At 70.4% G+C, this 17501-nt stretch carries 12 protein-coding genes; all 12 read left to right on the forward strand.

Translation table 11 applies throughout. The annotated features are described in order from the left end of the window. Nucleotides 1-84 precede the first annotated feature (84 nt). The 12 genes from CG723_RS40695 (at nucleotide 85) to CG723_RS40750 (ending at nucleotide 17460) form a co-directional block, all read left to right on the forward strand. Entirely contained in the window at nucleotides 85-981 is an 897-nt protein-coding gene (locus CG723_RS40695) for a GNAT family N-acetyltransferase (protein ID WP_100598597.1), read from the forward strand. Further along, the gene (menC, locus tag CG723_RS40700; RefSeq protein WP_100598598.1) at nucleotides 978-2084 is read left to right on the forward strand and encodes an o-succinylbenzoate synthase; all 1107 of its coding nucleotides are present in this window, start codon (nucleotides 978-980) and stop codon (nucleotides 2082-2084) included. The genes CG723_RS40695 and menC overlap by 4 nt, the downstream gene beginning before the upstream one ends. A 76-nt stretch (nucleotides 2085-2160) precedes the next feature. Next, nucleotides 2161-3816 (forward strand): PucR family transcriptional regulator, encoded by a 1656-nt coding sequence (locus CG723_RS40705; RefSeq protein WP_100598599.1) that lies wholly within the window; start codon nucleotides 2161-2163, stop codon nucleotides 3814-3816. A gap of 140 nt (nucleotides 3817-3956) precedes the next feature. After that, entirely contained in the window at nucleotides 3957-5213 is a 1257-nt protein-coding gene (locus CG723_RS40710) for an MFS transporter (protein ID WP_100598600.1), read from the forward strand. A gap of 74 nt (nucleotides 5214-5287) precedes the next feature. Beyond that, on the forward strand, nucleotides 5288-6181 hold the full coding sequence (locus tag CG723_RS40715; protein ID WP_100598601.1) for a serine hydrolase: 894 nt from the start codon (nucleotides 5288-5290) through the stop codon (nucleotides 6179-6181). Nucleotides 6182-6321: 140 nt separating this feature from the next. Then, on the forward strand, nucleotides 6322-7713 hold the full coding sequence (locus CG723_RS40720; RefSeq protein ID WP_100598602.1) for a serine hydrolase domain-containing protein: 1392 nt from the start codon (nucleotides 6322-6324) through the stop codon (nucleotides 7711-7713). Further along, complete coding sequence (locus tag CG723_RS40725) at nucleotides 7710-8609, forward strand: serine hydrolase (protein ID WP_100598603.1); 900 nt, start codon at nucleotides 7710-7712, stop codon at nucleotides 8607-8609. The genes CG723_RS40720 and CG723_RS40725 overlap by 4 nt, the downstream gene beginning before the upstream one ends. Further along, the gene (locus CG723_RS40730) at nucleotides 8606-10195 is read left to right on the forward strand and encodes an ABC transporter substrate-binding protein (protein WP_100598604.1); all 1590 of its coding nucleotides are present in this window, start codon (nucleotides 8606-8608) and stop codon (nucleotides 10193-10195) included. The genes CG723_RS40725 and CG723_RS40730 overlap by 4 nt, the downstream gene beginning before the upstream one ends. Further along, complete coding sequence (locus tag CG723_RS40735; protein WP_100598605.1) at nucleotides 10195-11187, forward strand: ABC transporter permease; 993 nt, start codon at nucleotides 10195-10197, stop codon at nucleotides 11185-11187. The genes CG723_RS40730 and CG723_RS40735 overlap by 1 nt, the downstream gene beginning before the upstream one ends. Beyond that, complete coding sequence (locus CG723_RS40740) at nucleotides 11187-13118, forward strand: dipeptide/oligopeptide/nickel ABC transporter permease/ATP-binding protein (RefSeq protein ID WP_100598606.1); 1932 nt, start codon at nucleotides 11187-11189, stop codon at nucleotides 13116-13118. Before CG723_RS40735 ends, CG723_RS40740 begins: the two co-directional genes overlap by 1 nt. After that, nucleotides 13115-14107 (forward strand): ABC transporter ATP-binding protein, encoded by a 993-nt coding sequence (locus CG723_RS40745; protein ID WP_100598607.1) that lies wholly within the window; start codon nucleotides 13115-13117, stop codon nucleotides 14105-14107. The genes CG723_RS40740 and CG723_RS40745 overlap by 4 nt, the downstream gene beginning before the upstream one ends. Then, nucleotides 14104-17460, forward strand: a complete 3357-nt coding sequence (locus tag CG723_RS40750) for a serine hydrolase (protein ID WP_100598608.1) — start codon at nucleotides 14104-14106, stop codon at nucleotides 17458-17460. The genes CG723_RS40745 and CG723_RS40750 overlap by 4 nt, the downstream gene beginning before the upstream one ends. Nucleotides 17461-17501 lie beyond the last annotated feature (41 nt).

Raw genomic sequence — 17501 nt, forward strand, 5'->3', positions numbered from 1 at the left:
CTCCGTGCGCCACGACGAACGCGGCGGACAACCCTGGTGCGGCACCACGGTGGCCCGCCCGGTAAGCCCGGAAAGGACAGTCCCGTGACCGATCTTGCGACACCTGAGTCAGGTCTGGTTTCCCCGGCCGTGAGCGCGGCCGCGCTGGCCGCCGCGACCGCTGCGGCCGCCGCCTCACATGTGGAAATCCGGGCCCTGACCGAGGTGTCGGACCTGACCGAGGTCTGCCGGCTCTTCGCCTCGATCTGGCAGCCGGGCGCCGGTGCCCAACCGGTGACGACCGAGCTGCTGCGGGCGATGGCAGCGGCGGGGAACTACGTCGCAGGGGTGTATGAAGGGGACGAGCTTCTGGGAGCCTGCCTCGGCTTCTTCGGCAGCCCGGCCAAGGCGAGCCTGCACAGCCACATCGCGGGGGTCGCGCCGCGAGGTCTCGGCCGGGGGATCGGGTTCGCCCTCAAACTTCACCAGCGCGCCTGGGCGTTGCGCCAGCACGTCTCGCTGATCACCTGGACGTTCGATCCCCTGGTGCGCCGGAACGCGCACTTCAACCTGGTCAAGCTCGGCGCCGATCCGGCGCGCTACCTGCCCGACTTCTACGGGCCGATGCGCGACGGCATCAACGGCGCGGGTGACACCGACCGGCTGATGGTCCGTTGGAACCTTTCGGGCCCGGCGGCCTCCGCCGCTTCGCTCGGCGAGCCCGCCCGGCTCGACGCCGCTGCGCTGCGAGAGCGCGGTGCGGCAGCTGCCCTGTCGGTCGCACCTGACGGGGGACCGCTGACCGCAGTGGCGGACGGGCCGGTCGTGCTGGTCGGCGTGCCGCCGGACATCGAGGCACTCCGGCGCATGGACCCGGGTCAGGGCCAGGCATGGCGCGTGGCGCTGCGGGAGGTGTTGGGAGGCCTGATGGCGGAGGAAGCCAGGGTCATCGGATTCGATCGTGCCGGCTGGTACGTGGTCTCAAGGGAGAAGTCGTCATGAAGCCCAGTGGTGTAGAACTTCTGCGTGTCCAGATGCCGTTGGTGGCACCGTTCCGGACGTCGTTCGGTACGCAGAACGTACGGGAACTGCTCCTCGTACGCGTCGTGACGCCGAACGGCGAGGGCTGGGGCGAGTGCGTCACCATGGGAGGGCCGCTCTACTCCTCGGAATACGTGGACGGCGCCGAACACGTGCTGCGGAATTTCCTGGTCCCGGCCCTGATGGAGGCGGGTGAGGTCACCGCGAGCCAAGTCGCGCCCCTTTTGGCCAGGTTCAAGGGGCACCGGATGGCTAAGGCGGCGCTCGAAATGGCCGTGCTCGACGCCGAACTGCGTGCACACGACCTGTCCTTCGCCGCCGTGCTCGGGTCCACCCGGGACTCCGTTCCGTGCGGGGTCTCGGTCGGAATTATGGACTCCGTCCCCCAACTCCTCGACGTCGTGGGCGGCTATCTCGACGCAGGCTACGTGCGGATCAAGCTGAAGATCGAACCCGGCTGGGACGTCGAGCCGGTGCGAGCGGTGAGGGAGCGCTTCGGCGACGACGTGCTGCTGCAGGTCGACGCCAACACGGCGTACACGCTGTCCGACGTGTCCCAGCTCGCCCGTCTGGACCCTTTCGAGCTCCTCCTCATCGAGCAGCCCCTGGACGAGGAGGATCTCCTGGGCCACGCCGAGCTGGCCCGTCGGATCCGCACGCCGATCTGCCTTGACGAGTCGATCGTGTCCGCCCGATCCGCTGCCGACGCGATCACGCTCGGCGCCTGTCGCATCGTGAACATCAAGCCCGGCCGGGTCGGCGGATACCTCGAGGCGCGGCGGGTGCACGATGTCTGCGCCGCCCACGGGATACCCGTGTGGTGCGGTGGCATGATCGAGACCGGGCTCGGGCGGGCGGCCAACGTCGCGCTCGCCTCGTTGCCCGGGTTCACCCTGCCCGGAGATACCTCGGCGTCGGACCGGTTCTACCGGACCGACATCACCGAACCGTTCGTCCTGAAGGATGGACATCTGCCGGTGCCCCAGGGGCCAGGCCTCGGTGTCACGCCGATTCCCGACCTGCTGGCGGAGGTCACCACCTCGACGGTGTGGCTCGGTTCGTAGCACCCGACGAATTCGTCGTGAAATCCGGTCGGATCGGACCAACAGGTTCCGGTGCGGCCGGAGTTACCTTTGGGCGGTGCTGACACCGACGTCTGGCAAGCCACACACAAGCCTGGCGCGCGTTCTCGACGATCTCGGGGACGTGTTGCTGGAGTCGATCGCCGGCGGCGGGAGCACGCGCCGGGAACTGAGCGGCGTGGTCATCCACGATCCGCTCGACGAGGCGCAGTTCCCCGCGCAGGCCGTCGTCCTGGGTGTGGGCGTCCACGAACCGGACGACGTGGTCCGCCTCCTGCGCGACCTCGGCCGCAACGGTGCGGCGGTGCTCGTGGTCCGGTCACCGTTCACCGCGACCGGCGAAGTCCGACGGGCCGCCGACGAGTCCGGCGTCGCCCTGCTCGGACTCGCCCCTGGAGCCTCCTGGGCGCAGGTCGCCGCCATGCTCCGCACCCTGCTCGTCGAGGGAGACATCGGCGACGTCTCACCACAGACGCTGGGCGGCATGCCGTCGGGCGACCTGTTCGCGCTGGCCAACGCCGTGGCCGCGCTGCTGGACGCGCCGGTCACCATCGAGGACCGCAGCTCACGGGTGCTCGCCTTCTCCGGCCGCCAGGACGAGGCCGACCAGTCCCGCGTGGAGACGATCCTGGGCCGCCAGGTCCCGGAACGGTTCACCCTCGGCCTGGCGCGCAACGGCGTCTTCGACCGACTTCATCGCGGCCATGCGCCCGTGTACGTCGATCCGCTCCACGACGAGTCGATGACCGTGCCCCGGGTGGCGCTCGCGGTACGGGCCGGCGACGAGATCCTCGGCTCGATCTGGGCGGCCGTGCCCGGGCCCTTGTCCAAGGAGCGGACGCAGGCCCTGATCGACGCCGGCAAGCTGGTGGCACTCCACATGCTGCGTCTGCGCGCGGGCGCCGACGTCGAACGCCGACTGCGGGCCGACCTGGTGAGCACCGCACTCGAAGGCGGCAAGGGAGCACCGGAGGCGATTGCGCGGCTCGGGCTCGTGGGACAGCCCGCGATCGTTCTGGCCCTGGGGCTGTTCGGCGGTTCGGACGCCGATCCGTCGACGGAGGACGGTCTACGCCGGGTCGCGGACCGCCAGCGGGTCGCGGACGCGCTGGCCATGCACCTGAGTGCGGTCCAGGCGCGCTCGGCCGTGGCACTGGTGGGCGACGTGGCCTACGGCATCGTGCCGATGCCGGGGAGCCATGCGGACTGCCAGGAACGGTCGGTCCGCGTCGCGTCGACCTTCCTCGAACGCACCGGGCAGCGCGTGGACGCGGCGATCGGCATCGGCCCGCCCGCTCTCGACGGCTCCGTGCTCAGCCGCTCGCGTGACGGCGCGGACCGGGCGCTGCGGGTGCTGCTCGCCCACGGGGGCGCCCGGCGCGTGGCCACGGCGGAGGAGGTTCACGTCGACGCACTCATGCTGGACCTCGCCGATCTGGCCGCCGCGCGCGGGGACGTGGCGACCGGGCCCGTCGCCCGCCTGCTCGACTACGACGCCCGGCACCAGTCGCAGCTCGTCCGCACGCTCTCGTGCTGGCTGGACGCCTTCGGTGACGTGGCCGCCGCGTCCGCCGCGGCGTACGTGCACCCCAACACTTTCCGGTACCGGCTGCGACGGGTCGCGGAGGTCGGTGAGATCAACCTCGACGACCCCGGCGAGCGGTTCGCGGCGATGCTGCAACTCCGGCTCCACCCGGCCCACCACTGCGCGTAGAAGCCGGACATCGCAACGACACGACGTTCGTCCCCACCGCCCGAACACCACCTGAAGCTTTGTGGAACTGCACGAACCCGCTGCGTCACCTGATGTCCAGGATGGGCCATCAACCCCGACGCAGCGGTACGGAGGCAGCCATGACGGCGGTGGTCACCGAGGACACCTGGACACCGAAGCGGGTCAACCGGACGGCAACGATCACCATGGTGGTCATGCTGTGCGCCTGGTCGATCGACTACATCGACCGCTTCTCCATCAGCATGGCTCTGCCGTCGATCGGAGAGGAGTTCCATCTCGGCAAGACGGCACAGGGCTCGCTCGTCACCGTCTTCGCGCTCGTCTACATGATCTGCCAGATACCGGCGGGCTTTCTGGCCGATCGGTACGGCTCCCGCAGGCCGATGCTGATCACGCTCGTGCTGTGGTCGCTGTTCACCGCGCTGACCGGGATGGCCGGCACCTTCGGTCTTCTCCTGTTGTTCCGTGGCCTGTTCGGTGCCTGTCAGGGCGCCTTCCCGGCGGCGTCGTTCAAAGCCATCGCGGAACGGACGACACCGGAGAGACGGGGGACCGCCACGAGTGTGATGCTGTCCGCCAGTGGGATCGCCGGCCTTGCGCCCCTGCTCGTCGCCCCGCTGCTGACCGGCATCGGCTGGCGGCACACCTTCCTGTGGATGGCGGGTTGCGGCGCGGCCATCGGCATCGGTCTGTGGGCGCTCCTGCCCAAGGCGTTGCCGGACCGGCTCAGCCGGCTCCCGCGAACGACGGTGACGACGCCCGAAGTCTCGCGTGGACAAGTACTCAAATCCCCGGCGGTGTGGAAGTTCGCGGTCCTGTTCTGCGCGATGAACATGCTCAGCTACGGCCTCGTCACCTGGGTGCCCAGCTATCTGCTCGAGGCCAGACACCTGTCGCTGAACGAGACCGGGGTGCTGTCGGCGATCCCGAGTCTGGTGGGCTTCGCGACGACCATCTTCGGCGGCTGGCTGTTCGACCGGTACTTCCATGACAAGGCCAGGTGGTACCTGGTGTCCATCGCGACGGTGACCGCGGTCCTGCTCGTCCTGATGGTGTCGGCGGACAGCGCGGCGACGTTCACTCTCTACGAGACCTTGGCCGTCGGAGTGTTCGGGATGGCGACGATGTGCGTCTTCGGCCTTCCGCTGCGCGTGCTTCCCACGGCGGTGGCCGGCCTGGGCTCCGGGATGACGAACTTCGGCGGCCAGGTCGCCGGCGTGATCGCGCCGCTGGCGATGGGCTGGCTGGCGGACGCGTTCTCCTACACCGCCGCGTTCGGCTTCCTGATCTGCACCACGCTGCTCACCGCGGTGATCGCGTTCTGGGTCCCGCAGCGAGCCGAACAGTTCAGCTTCCCGCCGACCGCCACGAAGTAGCCGGCCGGCGCACCCAACGGACAGATCCAGTCCGGACAGAAACTCCACCCCCGACAGACAGAAGGTATCGCCCCATGGTCACCGAATCGGAACTGGTCGAGACAATCACCGGCCGGGCGGCGGAAGTCGGCGTCCAGGTACGGCTGCACGCGGCCGATCTGGACAGCCCACGACAGGTGGGCATCGACGCCGACGAGCCGGTGGTCACCGCGTCCGTGTTCAAGGTCCCCGTAGCGGTGGAACTTGCCCGGCAGGCGGCCGACGGTGAACTCGACCTCGCCGAGCGGATCACGGTGCCGCCGGGACATCCGACCGCCAGTCCGTACGGCCTCGCGACGTTCCTCCACGACGTCACGATGTCCTGGTACGACCTGGCCGTCCTGATGATCGGCATCAGCGACAACGTCGCCACGGACCTGATCCTCGGGAAGGTGGGAAAGGCCGCGGTGGCCGAGACGCTGCGTCGACTCGGCCTCCCGCAGACGGCCGTCCCCCATGACTGCGGGGACCTGTTGCGCACGATCGGGGAGGACCTCGGGATCGACTACCAGGACGACGAACGGATCCTGGCCGTGATGCCTGCCGAACAACTCGCCAAGCTGCGCGCGTTGACACCCGAAGAGACTTGCCGGACCACCGCCGCGGAGAGTACCCGCCTGCTGGGCCTGATCTGGCGTGACGAAGCGGCGCCCGCGGCGGCATGCGCAGACGTCCGGCGCTGGCTTGAACTGCAGGTGTGGCCGCACCGGCTGCGCTCCGGCTTCGCGGACGACGACGTCACGATCAGCGGCAAGACCGGCACGCTGCCCTCACTGCGCAACGAAATCGGCGTGGTGGAGTACCCGGACGGTGGCCGGTACGCGGTCGGCGTCTTCACCAGGGCCGTCGACGCCCGTTCGAGGGTTCCCGAGCGTGACGCCTTCATCGGGTTCGCGGCCGCCCAGGCGGTGGACTGGCTTAGGCGGTAACCGATACCGGCGGCCCGGTGTTTCGTCGGCCACGATGAAGGTTTCGCCAGTTCTCGTCGTTTCTCACGAATCGGCCATGAGCGCGCAGGTCATACCCTCCCGGAATCACCCGTTCTCCCTCGCCGAGACAAGAGGTGCACATGTCCGAACTCAATGAACTCTGTGGCTGGTTGGAAGGTCGCCTTCCCGAGTTGCTGGCCGAACACAAGGTGCCGGCCGCGTCGATCGCTGTATACGCGCACGGCGAGACGATCGACCGTGCGGCCGGGGTGCTGAACAAGAACACGGGCGTCGAGGCCACTGCGGACTCCGTCTTCCAGATCGGTTCGATCACCAAGGTCTGGACGGCCACGCTGGCGATGCAGCTCGTTGACGAGGGCACGCTCGACATCGACGTGCCGGTCCGGGCGTACCTGCCCGCATTCACCGTCGGTGACGAGACGGCCTCCGCGGAGATCACCGTCCGCCAACTGATGTGCCACACCTCGGGGTTCGAGGGCGACATCTTCCTCGACACCGGACGCGGGGACGACGCGGTGCACAAGCTCGTCACCCTCCTGGCCGATGTGCCCCAACTGTTCGCGCCGGGCGAGATGTTCTCGTACAACAACGCCGCTTTCTGTGTGCTCGGACGCATCGTCGAGGTGCTGCGCGACAAGTCGTACGACGACTGCCTGCGCGACCATCTGTTCACGCCGTTGGGGCTGACCCACGTCGCCCCCAGCCCGTACGAGGCCGTCAGGTTCCGTGCCGCGTTGGGGCACCTCACGCCGGAGCAGGGCGTCGAGCCGCAGCCCGCGCACGTCTGGGCACTGCCCCGGTCGAACGCGCCCGCCGGATCGATGCTGGCGATGCGGCCGCGGGACCTGGTGACGTTCGCGCGGATGCATCTCGACGGGGGCAGGGGGCCCGACGGGACGGCGGTGCTCGCGCCGGAGAGCGCGCTCGCCATGAGGCACCGCGAGGTGGAACTGCCGGATCTCGGTCTGATGGGCGACGCCTGGGGACTGGGCTGGTCGCTCTTCGACTGGCCCGGCGGCGCGGTGGTCGGCCACGACGGAGGCACGCTCGGCCAGTCGGCCTTCCTACGGGTGGCTCCCGAACACGACATCGCGGTGGCGTTGCTGACCAACGGCGGCAACCCGCTCCCGCTGTACGTCGAACTCGTCGGACGCGTGCTGCGCGAGCTGGCCGGAACAGAGATGCCGGCGCTCCCGGTGCCGGACGCCGACGCCCCCCGTGTCGAGACAGCGAGGTTCGTGGGCACGTACGCGTCGTCCGTCGGCGACACCGTCGTCAGCGAGGACGCCGACGGCAGGCTGTGGGCCGAGCGGACCCCGAAGGGAGTGTTCGCCGAACTCGACGGCGGTCCGCCGGAAAGGATCGAACTGGTCGCGTACGACGGCGACAGGCTGATCCCCGTGAAGCCGCAGCGCGGCATGCACATGGTGCACGCGTTCGTCGGGGACGACGGGACCGGGCGGGCGCGGTTCCTGCACACCGGCCGGGCCGATCGGCGGGTGAGCCGGTGAACGCCATCGCCGACGAGATCGCCGCGGTCTTCGCCGAGGCGGGAGCGCAAGGATTCCTGCACGCCCGTGAGATCGGGGTGACCGACGGCCCCGAGGTCGCCGTCGGCGCGGACGCCCCGGTGGTCCTGGCGTCGGTCTTCAAGATCCCGGTCGCGGTCGCCTACGTCCGCGAGGTGGCCGCCGGACGGCTGGACGAGACCGAACGGACCCGGGTCACCGCGCGCTACCGCGTCGGCGGGATCGGCACGGCCGGGTGCGTCGACGACGTGGAGATGAGCTGGCGCGACCTGGCGCTGTTCATGCTGACCATGAGCGACAACGCGGCCACCGACGTCGTGTTCCACCGGGTCGGACAGGACGCCGTGGACCGCGTGCTCACCGACCTCGGGCTGTCCCGAACGCGCATCCGCGGCTGCTGCGAGGACCACTTCGCGTCGTTGCTGTCCGACCTCGGTGCCGGCGAAGGCGACGACGCGGAGGCCGTGCTCGCCGCGGCCACCCCGGAACAGCTGTGGAAGCTGGCGGTGCTGGACCCGGCCAGGACGACGTCGTCCACCCCGCGGGAGATCACCCGGCTGCTCGACGCGATCTGGACCGACCGCGCGGCCGATCCCGGGGCCTGCGAGAAGGTCCGCGCGATCATGGGACGGCAGATCTGGCCGCACAGGATCTCGTCCGGCCTCGACACCGGGGTCCAGGTGGCGGCCAAGACGGGCACGCTTCCCGCGATCCGCAACGAAGCAGGTGTGCTGACCTACCCGGACGGCAGGCAGTACGCCGTCGCGGTGTTCACCCGCGCGGACTCCCTGGAGGACCGCCGGCCCGCTGTCGATACCTCGATCGGCAGGGCCGCCCGGCTCGCTGTGGACCATCTCCGCCACGGAATGACGTCATGAGGCGCCGGGTCATGCTGCTCGGCGCGCTGGCGCTGACGGTGAGCGCGTGCGGGGGAGTCTCGCAGTCCCCACAGGGGCGGACCGCACACCAAAAGCTGGCGGAAGGCAGGACCTTCACGCAGGCGATCGCGTCCGACCCCGGAAGCCTCGACCCGCAGATGACGGTCCTCTCGGTCGCCATCCAGACCGATCGCTACCTCTACGACTCGCTGCTCAACGTCGACGCCGCCGGAAAGCCCGTGACGGGACTGGCGGACAAGTGGCGCGCCACGACGACGAAAGCCACCTTCAGCCTGCGGCGCGGCATCACCTGCGCCGACGGCTCGCCGCTGACCGCCGCGGACGTCGCGGCGAACATCAACTTCGTGGGCGACCCGGCGAACAAGTCCCCGTTCGCGGGGGTGACCATCGCGCCCGGAACGAAGGCGACCGCCGACAACGCGAGCCGCACCGTCACGCTCACCAGCGGAGCGCCGGACGCGTTCCTGCTGCGCAACGCGGGCCGACTGCCGATGGTGTGCGCCGCGGGCCTGCGGGACCGTTCGCTGCTGGCCAAGGGCGGCGCGGGCACCGGCATGTTCACCGTCACCGAGGCCGTACCCAACGACCACTACACGCTCACCCGGCGCAAGGACTACACGTGGGGGCCGGGCGCGTGGAAGACCAACCAGCCGGGGCTGCCCGACAAGGTGGTCGTGCGGGTGGTTCCGAACGCCACCACCTCGGCGAACCTGCTGCTGTCCGGCGGCCTCAACGCCGCCGCCACGGTCGGGCCCGACAAGAAGCGGCTCGCCGCCCAGAAGCTGTTCCACGCCGACTACCTGGCCCCGATGGGAGAGTTGTTCTTCAACGAGGCTCCCGGCCGGGCCGTCCAGGACGAAGGCGTCCGCCGCGCCCTGGTCCAGGCACTCGACCTGACGCAGCTCGGCAAGGTGCTCACCAGCGGCACCGGCACACCGGCCACGGGGATGGTCACGGCCGAACCCCGGGCCTGTACGGGCGACACCGTGAAGGGCAACCTTCCCGCGCACGACCTCGCCGCGGCCAGAACTGCGCTCGACGCGGCGGGATGGCGCACGGGCCCGGGTGGCGTGCGCGTCAAGGACGGCAAGCGGCTCGCCCTCACCATGATCTACGCGACGCAACTCGGGCCGACCATGGCGCCCACCGCCGAGCTGGCGCAGCAGACCTGGAAGAGCATCGGAGTCGACGTCAAGCTGAAGGGCGTCGACAGCTCCGGGCTCAACCAGGCGCTGTTCACCACCGGAGCGTGGGATGTCTCGATGGCGCCGTTCGGCTTCGAACTGCCGAGCCAGGCAGTGCGGTTCGTGTCGGGCAAGGCGCCGCCGCAGGGCACCAACTTCGCGCACGTCGAGAACGCCGGGTACGACTCTCAGGTGCGCCGGGCGGCGGGGCTGGTCGGCGACGACAGCTGCCGCGCTTGGGTCGCGGCCGAGACGTCCCTGATCAAGCGCGTCGACGTCGTCCCCTACGTCCACTCGGTCGTCCCGTTCTTCGGCACTGGAGCGCGGTTCGAGGTCAGCGCTGGTTCCATCACGCCGTCTTCGATACGGATGTACGGCTGATGGCCACCGCTGCAGTGGCGGCCGCCCTGCGTGCCGGAATCCGGGGCGGCCCGTGGCTGCCGTTCGCACGGCGCAGGCTGCGGCGATTCCTCGTCGCGCTGTGGGTGCTGCTGACCACGGCATTCCTGATGATCCACCTGGTCCCGGGCGACCCGGTCCGGGCGGCGCTGGGAATGACCGCACCCACCGAGCTGGTCGAGGCCCGGCGCCAAGCACTCGGCCTGAACGACCCATTGTGGCTGCAGTACGGCCACTACCTCGGCAACCTGTTCACCGGCGACTTCGGTACGTCGATGACGAGCAACCTGCCGGTGGCGCAGGTGATCGGCGACCGTCTGCCCGCGACGCTCGCGCTGGCCGTGCCGGCGTTCGTGGTGGTGGTCGCCCTGGCGATTCCGCTCGGCGTGCTGTTCGCGGTGTTGACCAGGGGCGGCAGACGGCGGGGCGTCGAGCTGGGATTCACCTCGGTGAGCGTGTTCCTGGCCGCCGTCCCTGAGTTCCTCGTCGCCGTCGGTCTCGTCGCGTTCTTCGCCGTGCGCCTTGGCTGGTTCCCGGTCGCCGGGAGCGGCGGCGCGAGCACGTTCGTGCTGCCGGTGACGGCACTGGCGACCGGGGCGACGGCGGTGCTGGCGCGGATCGTACGGGTGGAGATGCTGTCTGTGCTCGGCGACGACTTCGTCCGCACCGCCCGGGCGAAGCGGCTGCCCGCCCGGCTCGTGTACGTCCGGCACGCCCTGCCGAGCGCGCTGACCGCCACGCTGACGTTGGGCGGGCTGATGCTCACCGCGATGGTCGCCGGGACGGTGCTGGTGGAGAACGTCTTCGCCTGGCCCGGGCTCGGCTCGACGATCGTGCAGTCGATTCTGGCGAAGGACTATCCGACGGTGCAGGGCATCGTGCTCGTCTACGGCATCGGGGTGCTGCTGGTGAACCTGGCGGTCGACGTGCTGCTGGCGCTGCTCGACCCGCGCTCGACCATCCGGGAGAGCTGATGACGTCGACATCGCAGTGGAGAAGGCGCGGCTCGGCCTGGTCGGCGGCCGCGCGCACCCCGATGGGGGCGTGCTCACTGGCGCTGTTGGTCGCGTTGGCCGCACTCGCCATCCTGGGACCGGTGCTGTGGGGCGAGCAGGCGGCCGCGGTCGACACGAACGCGATCGGTCAAGGCCCCTCCGGGGCACACCTGTTGGGCACCGACTCGCTCGGCCGCGACATCTTCTACCGCACGCTCGTGGCCACCCGGTTCTCGGTCGAACTCGCGGTGATCGCCACGGCGGTCGGCGTCACGGTCGGTCTCCTGCTGGGTACCTTGCCGTCGGTGCTGCCGCGCCGGGCCGGCAGGCTGATCACCTCCGCCGTGGACATCGCGGTGGCGTTCCCGGGGCTGCTTCTTGCGTTGTTCTTCGCGGTCATCTTCGGCGTGGGCACCCGAGGCGCGGTCCTTGCGATCGCGTTCGCGACGGCGCCGGGCTTCGCCAGGCTGGCGCAGACCCTCGCCGCGTCGGTGGCAGGGCGGGACTACGTATCGGCGGCGCGCATCGCGGGCGTCGGCCGGCTCCGGTTGCTCGTCCGGCACGTCCTGCCCAACATCGGCGAACCGCTGATGGTGAACGCCACCATCAGCGCGGGCGGCGCACTGCTCGCGTTCGCCTCGCTCTCCTTCCTCGGCATCGGCGTCCAGGCACCCCGATACGACTGGGGGCGGCTCCTGGGCGAGGGACTGGACGGGATCTACGTGACTCCGGCGGCCGCGCTCGCTCCCGGTGCGGCAGTGGTGCTCGCCGGTCTCGCGTTCAACCTGGTGGGGGAGACCGTCGCCGCGGTGGTCGGCGTGCGCACCCCGACCGCGCGCATCCCCGCCCGGCCGGCGCCGCCCGCCCGTCCCGCCGCGGCCGAGGAACCCACGGCGAAGCCGGTGCTGTTGGTGGAGAACCTGCACGTGGCGTTCCCGCGTGCGGACGGGTGGACGGTCCCGGTGCGCGGCGTGAGTTTCACCGTGCGCGACGGTGAGGCGATCGGTGTGGTCGGGGAATCCGGATCGGGCAAGAGCCTGACCGGACTGGCGGTTTCGCGGCTGATCGAGACGCCGGGTGTCGTGACCGCGGACCGGCTTGAGTTCGCGGGGACTCCGCTCCTGACGACCCCGGAGCGGGAGTTGCGCGAGTTGCTCGGCACGTCGCTGGCGATGGTCTTCCAGGATCCGACGAGCTCGTTCAACCCGACCCGGCGGATCGGCCGCCAGCTGGCTGAGGCATCGGAGCAGCACCACGGCCTCAACAGGCGCGAAGCCTTCGCCAGAGCCGTGGACCGGTTGCGCGAGGTGCGCATTCCCGCCGCGGAACGACGTGCCCGGCAGTACCCGCACCAGTTCTCCGGCGGGATGCGGCAGCGCGCGATGATCGGCATGGGGCTGATGGGCGAGCCGAAACTGATCATCGCCGACGAGCCGACGACGGCGCTGGACGTCACCGTGCAGCGCCAGGTGCTGCGCCTCCTCGCGCGGACGAGGGAGACCGAGAACGCGGCCATCCTCCTGATCAGCCACGACATCGCGGTCGTCGCGCAGACCTGTGACCGGATGCTCGTCATGTACGCGGGCCGCGTCGTCGAGGACCTCCCCACCGCCGACCTCATGTCTGTACCGAGACATCCCTACACCCGGGCGTTGCTGGCCGCGACGCTGGAACTGGACACCGACCGCGACGAGCCGCTGGCCGTGGTCCCCGGCCGCCCGCCCGAGCCGGACCAGGTGCCCGAGGGGTGCGCGTTCGCCGCCCGCTGCCCGGTGGCGACGGACCGGTGCCGGAGCGAGGACCCGGTCCTGGAGCGGGCCGACCGGGCACACCGGGTCGCCTGCTGGCATCCCAAAGGCGCCGTCGCGCGGGAGTCCGGCCGGGAAGCCGCCTACGGAGGTGCCGAATGAGCGCGCTGGTGTTTGACGAGGTGAGCGTGCGCTACGGCGCCCGGCGCGGAGGCCTGACCGCAGTGGACCAGGTCAGCCTGACCGTGCCCAAGGGACAGGTGGTCGGGCTGGTCGGGGAGTCGGGATCAGGCAAGTCGACGCTGGCACGGGCCGCGGTGGGCCTTGTACCGGTCGCCGCGGGCCGCGTCATGCTCGGCGGCGTGGATGTGAAGAGCCTGCCGCGAAGGCGTCCGCTGCAGATGGTGTTCCAGGACCCGTACTCCTCGCTGGACCCGCGGATGAGCATAGGTGAGTCGATCAGCGAGGCCCTGCCGCGCAGTGCGCACGCCGGGGCGGCAGACCGACGGGCCGAGGTGGCGAGACTGCTCGAACTGGTCAACCTTGACCCGGACCGGGCGGGGATGATGCCGAAGCACCTGTCCGGCGGGCAGCGGCAACGTGTCGCGCTCGCCCGCGCGTTGGCCGGGCAGCCGCAGGTACTGATCGCCGACGAGATCACGTCCGCGCTCGACGTGTCGGTGCAGGGAGCCGTGCTCAACCTGGTCCGCACACTGCAGCGGCGACTGGATCTGTCGATGCTCTTCATCTCGCACAACCTGGCCGTGGTGCGCTATCTCAGCGACGTGATCGCCGTGATGTATCTCGGCCGCATTGTGGAGATGGGCCCCGCCCAGCAAGTCCTCAACGACCCGCAACACCCCTACACGCGCGACCTGCTCGCCGCGGCCCCGTCCGTCCATACCGGCCTGTTCGACGTCTCCGGTGACGGCATCGGCGACACGGAACCGCCCGACCCGCACCACCCACCCACCGGTTGCCGCTACCACCCCCGCTGCCCGATCGGCCCGCTCACGCACACCGAGCGCACCCTCTGCCTCAGCTCCGACCCGGCCGACGACGCGGTGACCCGCCGGCATCGAGCGGCCTGCCACTTCTCCCCGAGCGCCAGCGAACAGCCCGCAATCCCACGAGGAGGCCTCTTGCGATGACCCGACGCCTTGGCATTGATGATCTGTACGAGTTGACAGTCCCCGAGCAGCCGAGTGTTTCGCCGGACGGAAGCCGGATCGTGTACGTGCTGCGCGCCGCCGACCGTGACGGCGACCGGGACGTGCGGGCGCTCTGGCAGGTCGCCGCCGCGGGCGGCGAGGCGCGGCAGCTCACCCGGGGCACGACCGACACAGCACCGACATGGTCGCCCGACGGCACGCGTATCGCGTTCCTGCGTGCCCGGGACTCGGCCCCGCAACTGTGGTTCCTGCCCACCGCCGGGGGCGAGGCCGAGCAGGTGACAGAACTCCCGCTGGGCGCCGGCGCACCGGTCTGGAGCCCGGACGGCAACAAGGTCGCCTTCGCGGCGCCGGTCGACCTCGCCGCGGCGGACGGCGAGGAGGCAACCGCACGCGCACGCCGGGCGCATGCCCCGGTCGTGGCGGACAGGCTGGACTTCAAAGCCGATGGCACGGGCCTGCTGCGGACCGTGCGCAAGCACGTGCACGTCCTCGACGTGGGCACGCGGGAGATCCGGCAGGTCACGTCGGGGGACTGGAACGCGGGCGACCCCACCTGGTCGCCCGATGGCACCCGGCTGGCGTTCCCCGGCGCATCGGAGCCCGACGCTGACCTCACGCTGCGGTCCGCCGCCTACGTCCTCGACCTGACCGAGCGCGCCGCCGAGCCGCAGCTGACGGGCTCCGGCGACGGCATAGCAGCCACGGTCACATGGACTCTTGACGGTCAGGCACTGCTGGTCGTCGGGCGGGGGGACACCGAGATCGGGCACACTAAATTGCTGCTGGTGCCGCTGGACGACGGTGACACGGTCGACCTGACGGCTGCCCTTGACCGGAACGTGATGCCGGGCGGCCCCGGCTATCCCGGCGCGGCGCCGTGCCCGACAGCGGACGGCCGGGTGCTGTTCTGCGTGCGCGAGCGCGGCTGCACCCACCTCTACTCGGTCGGTCTCGACGGCAACGCGCCCCGGCCGGTCGTGGGAGGCGCGGGGAATACCGTCGGCGACCTGGCCGTCGCGGGGGACACCGTGGCGATCCTCCTCGCCACGCCGTCCTCGTTCGGCGAGATCGCGACGGTTGACCCCGCCGACGGGACGGTCGAGGCGCGCACACACCATGGCGAGAGCGTCGCCGACGTGGAGCTGTTCGCCCGTGAGGAGCGGGAGTTCACGATCTCCGACGGCACCGTGGTCCATGGCTGGCTGGTCCGTGACCTGGCCCGTACCGGCCCTTCGCCTCTGCTACTGGACATCCACGGCGGCCCGCACAACGCATGGAACGGCACAGCCGACGCCACCCACATCTACCACCAGGTGCTCGCCGCGCGCGGCTGGGCGGTGCTGCTGCTCAACCCACGCGGGAGCGACGGCTACGGCGAGAAGTTCCTCACCGCGGCGCTCGGCGCGTGGGGACAGGCGGACGCGCCTGACTTCCTCGAACCACTGGATCACCTCGTCGCCGAGGGGGTCGCCGACGCCGACCGGCTGGCCGTGTCCGGCTACAGCTACGGCGGCTTCATGACCTGCTACCTGACGAGCCGCGACAACAGGTTCGCGGCTGCGGTCGCGGGCGGGGTGGTCAGCGATCTGACCAGCATGGCGGGCACCTCGGACGCAGGCCACTACATGAGCGTGCGCGAACTGGGCGGCACCCCGTGGGCCGAGGAACAGCCGTACCCGCAGCAGTCGCCGCTCACCCACGTCGACCAGGTCCAGGTACCGACGCTCATCGTGCAAGGTGCCGATGACGTGCGCTGTCCGGTGGGGCAGGCGGAACAGTGGTTCACCGCGCTGCGCGAGCGGGGCGTTCCGGCCCGGCTGGTGCTGTACCCCGGCAGCTCGCACCTGTTCATCCTCGACGGCAGGCCGTCGCACCGGGCCGACTTCAACCGACGCGTCGTCGACTGGGTGGAGCGGCACGCAAGGCCCAAGGGAAGCGCGGCGCGGGTGCCGATCGACGCCGCGCACTGGCAGCGGCGGCTGAGCGAACTGGCTTGCGCACATCGGGTACCCGGAGCGGCGCTCGGCATCCTGCGCATCGGCGGCGACGGCGCCGACGATCTGGTGCAGGCGAGCCACGGCGTCCTGAGCAAGAACACCCGCGTCGAGGTCACCGACGACTCGCTGTTCCAGATCGGCTCGATCACCAAGGTGTGGACGACGACCGTCGTGATGCAACTGGTCGACGAGGGGTTGCTCGACCTCGACGCGCCGATCGCGGACGTTCTGCCCGAGCTGCGACTGGCCGATCCGGACGTGGCGAGGCAGGTGACGATGCGTCATTTGCTCACCCACACAAGCGGCATCGACGGCGATGTGTTCACGGACACCGGCCGTGGCGAGGACTGCCTGGAGCGCTACGTTGACCAGCTCGCGGGCGTCGGACAGAACCACCCGCTCGCGGCGACCTTCTCCTACTGCAACTCGGGATTCGTCCTCGCCGGCCGGGTCATCGAGAAACTTACCGGCAAGAACTGGGACATCGCGATGCGCGAGCGGTTGTTCACCCCGCTCGGCCTGAGCCACACGATCACGCTCCCCGAGGAAGCGCTGCTGTTCCGCGCGGCGGTCGGCCATCTCTCGCGCAGGGACGGCGAGCCGACGTCCGCGCCGGTCTGGGGGCTGCCGCGCTCGGTCGGTCCAGCCGGTCTGGTCGGCGCGGCGACCGCGGACGTCCTGGCGTTCGCCCGGCTGCATCTGACCGGAGGGCTGGCACCGAACGGCGAGCGAGCGCTCACGAGGGCATCGGTGGACGCGATGGCCGACAAGCAGACCGACCTGCCCGATCCGCACAGCATCGGCGACTCGTGGGGCCTGGGCTGGATACGTTTCGACTGGGACGGGCACCAAGTCGTCGGCCACGACGGCGGCACGATCGGCCAGGCGGCGTTCCTGCGGCTGCTCCCCGAGCAAGGACTTGCGGTGGTGCTGCTCACCAACGGCGGCAGTCCACGGGACCTGTACGAGGGGCTGTATCGGGAGATCTTCGCGGAACTGGCCGGGGTGGCCATGTCGCGTCCGCTCGAACCGGCCGCTGTGCCTCCCGCCGTGGACGCGCGGCGTCACGCCGGTGTCTACGAGCGGGCCGGGGTGCGTGCCGAGGTTCTACTGACTGGGGAAAGGCTGCGTCTGCGCCAGACCCTCACCGGTCCACTGGCCGAACTCACGCCGGATCCGACGCAGGAGTACGACTTGGTACCGGTCTCCGACAGCCTGTTCGTCTTCCGCGCGCCGGAATCCCGGACCTGGACCCCGGTCACGTTCTACACGCTGCCCACCGGCGAGCCGTACGTGCACTACGGGGTGCGGGCAGCCCCGAAGGTTTCCTGACCGGTTCGCGGCCGGCATCTCCGGCTGCGATGGGGACGGAC

Origin of the sequence: Streptomyces sp. CB01635, from assembly GCF_002803065.1 — a bacterium.
In the GTDB taxonomy this organism is placed as follows: domain Bacteria; phylum Actinomycetota; class Actinomycetes; order Streptomycetales; family Streptomycetaceae; genus Streptomyces.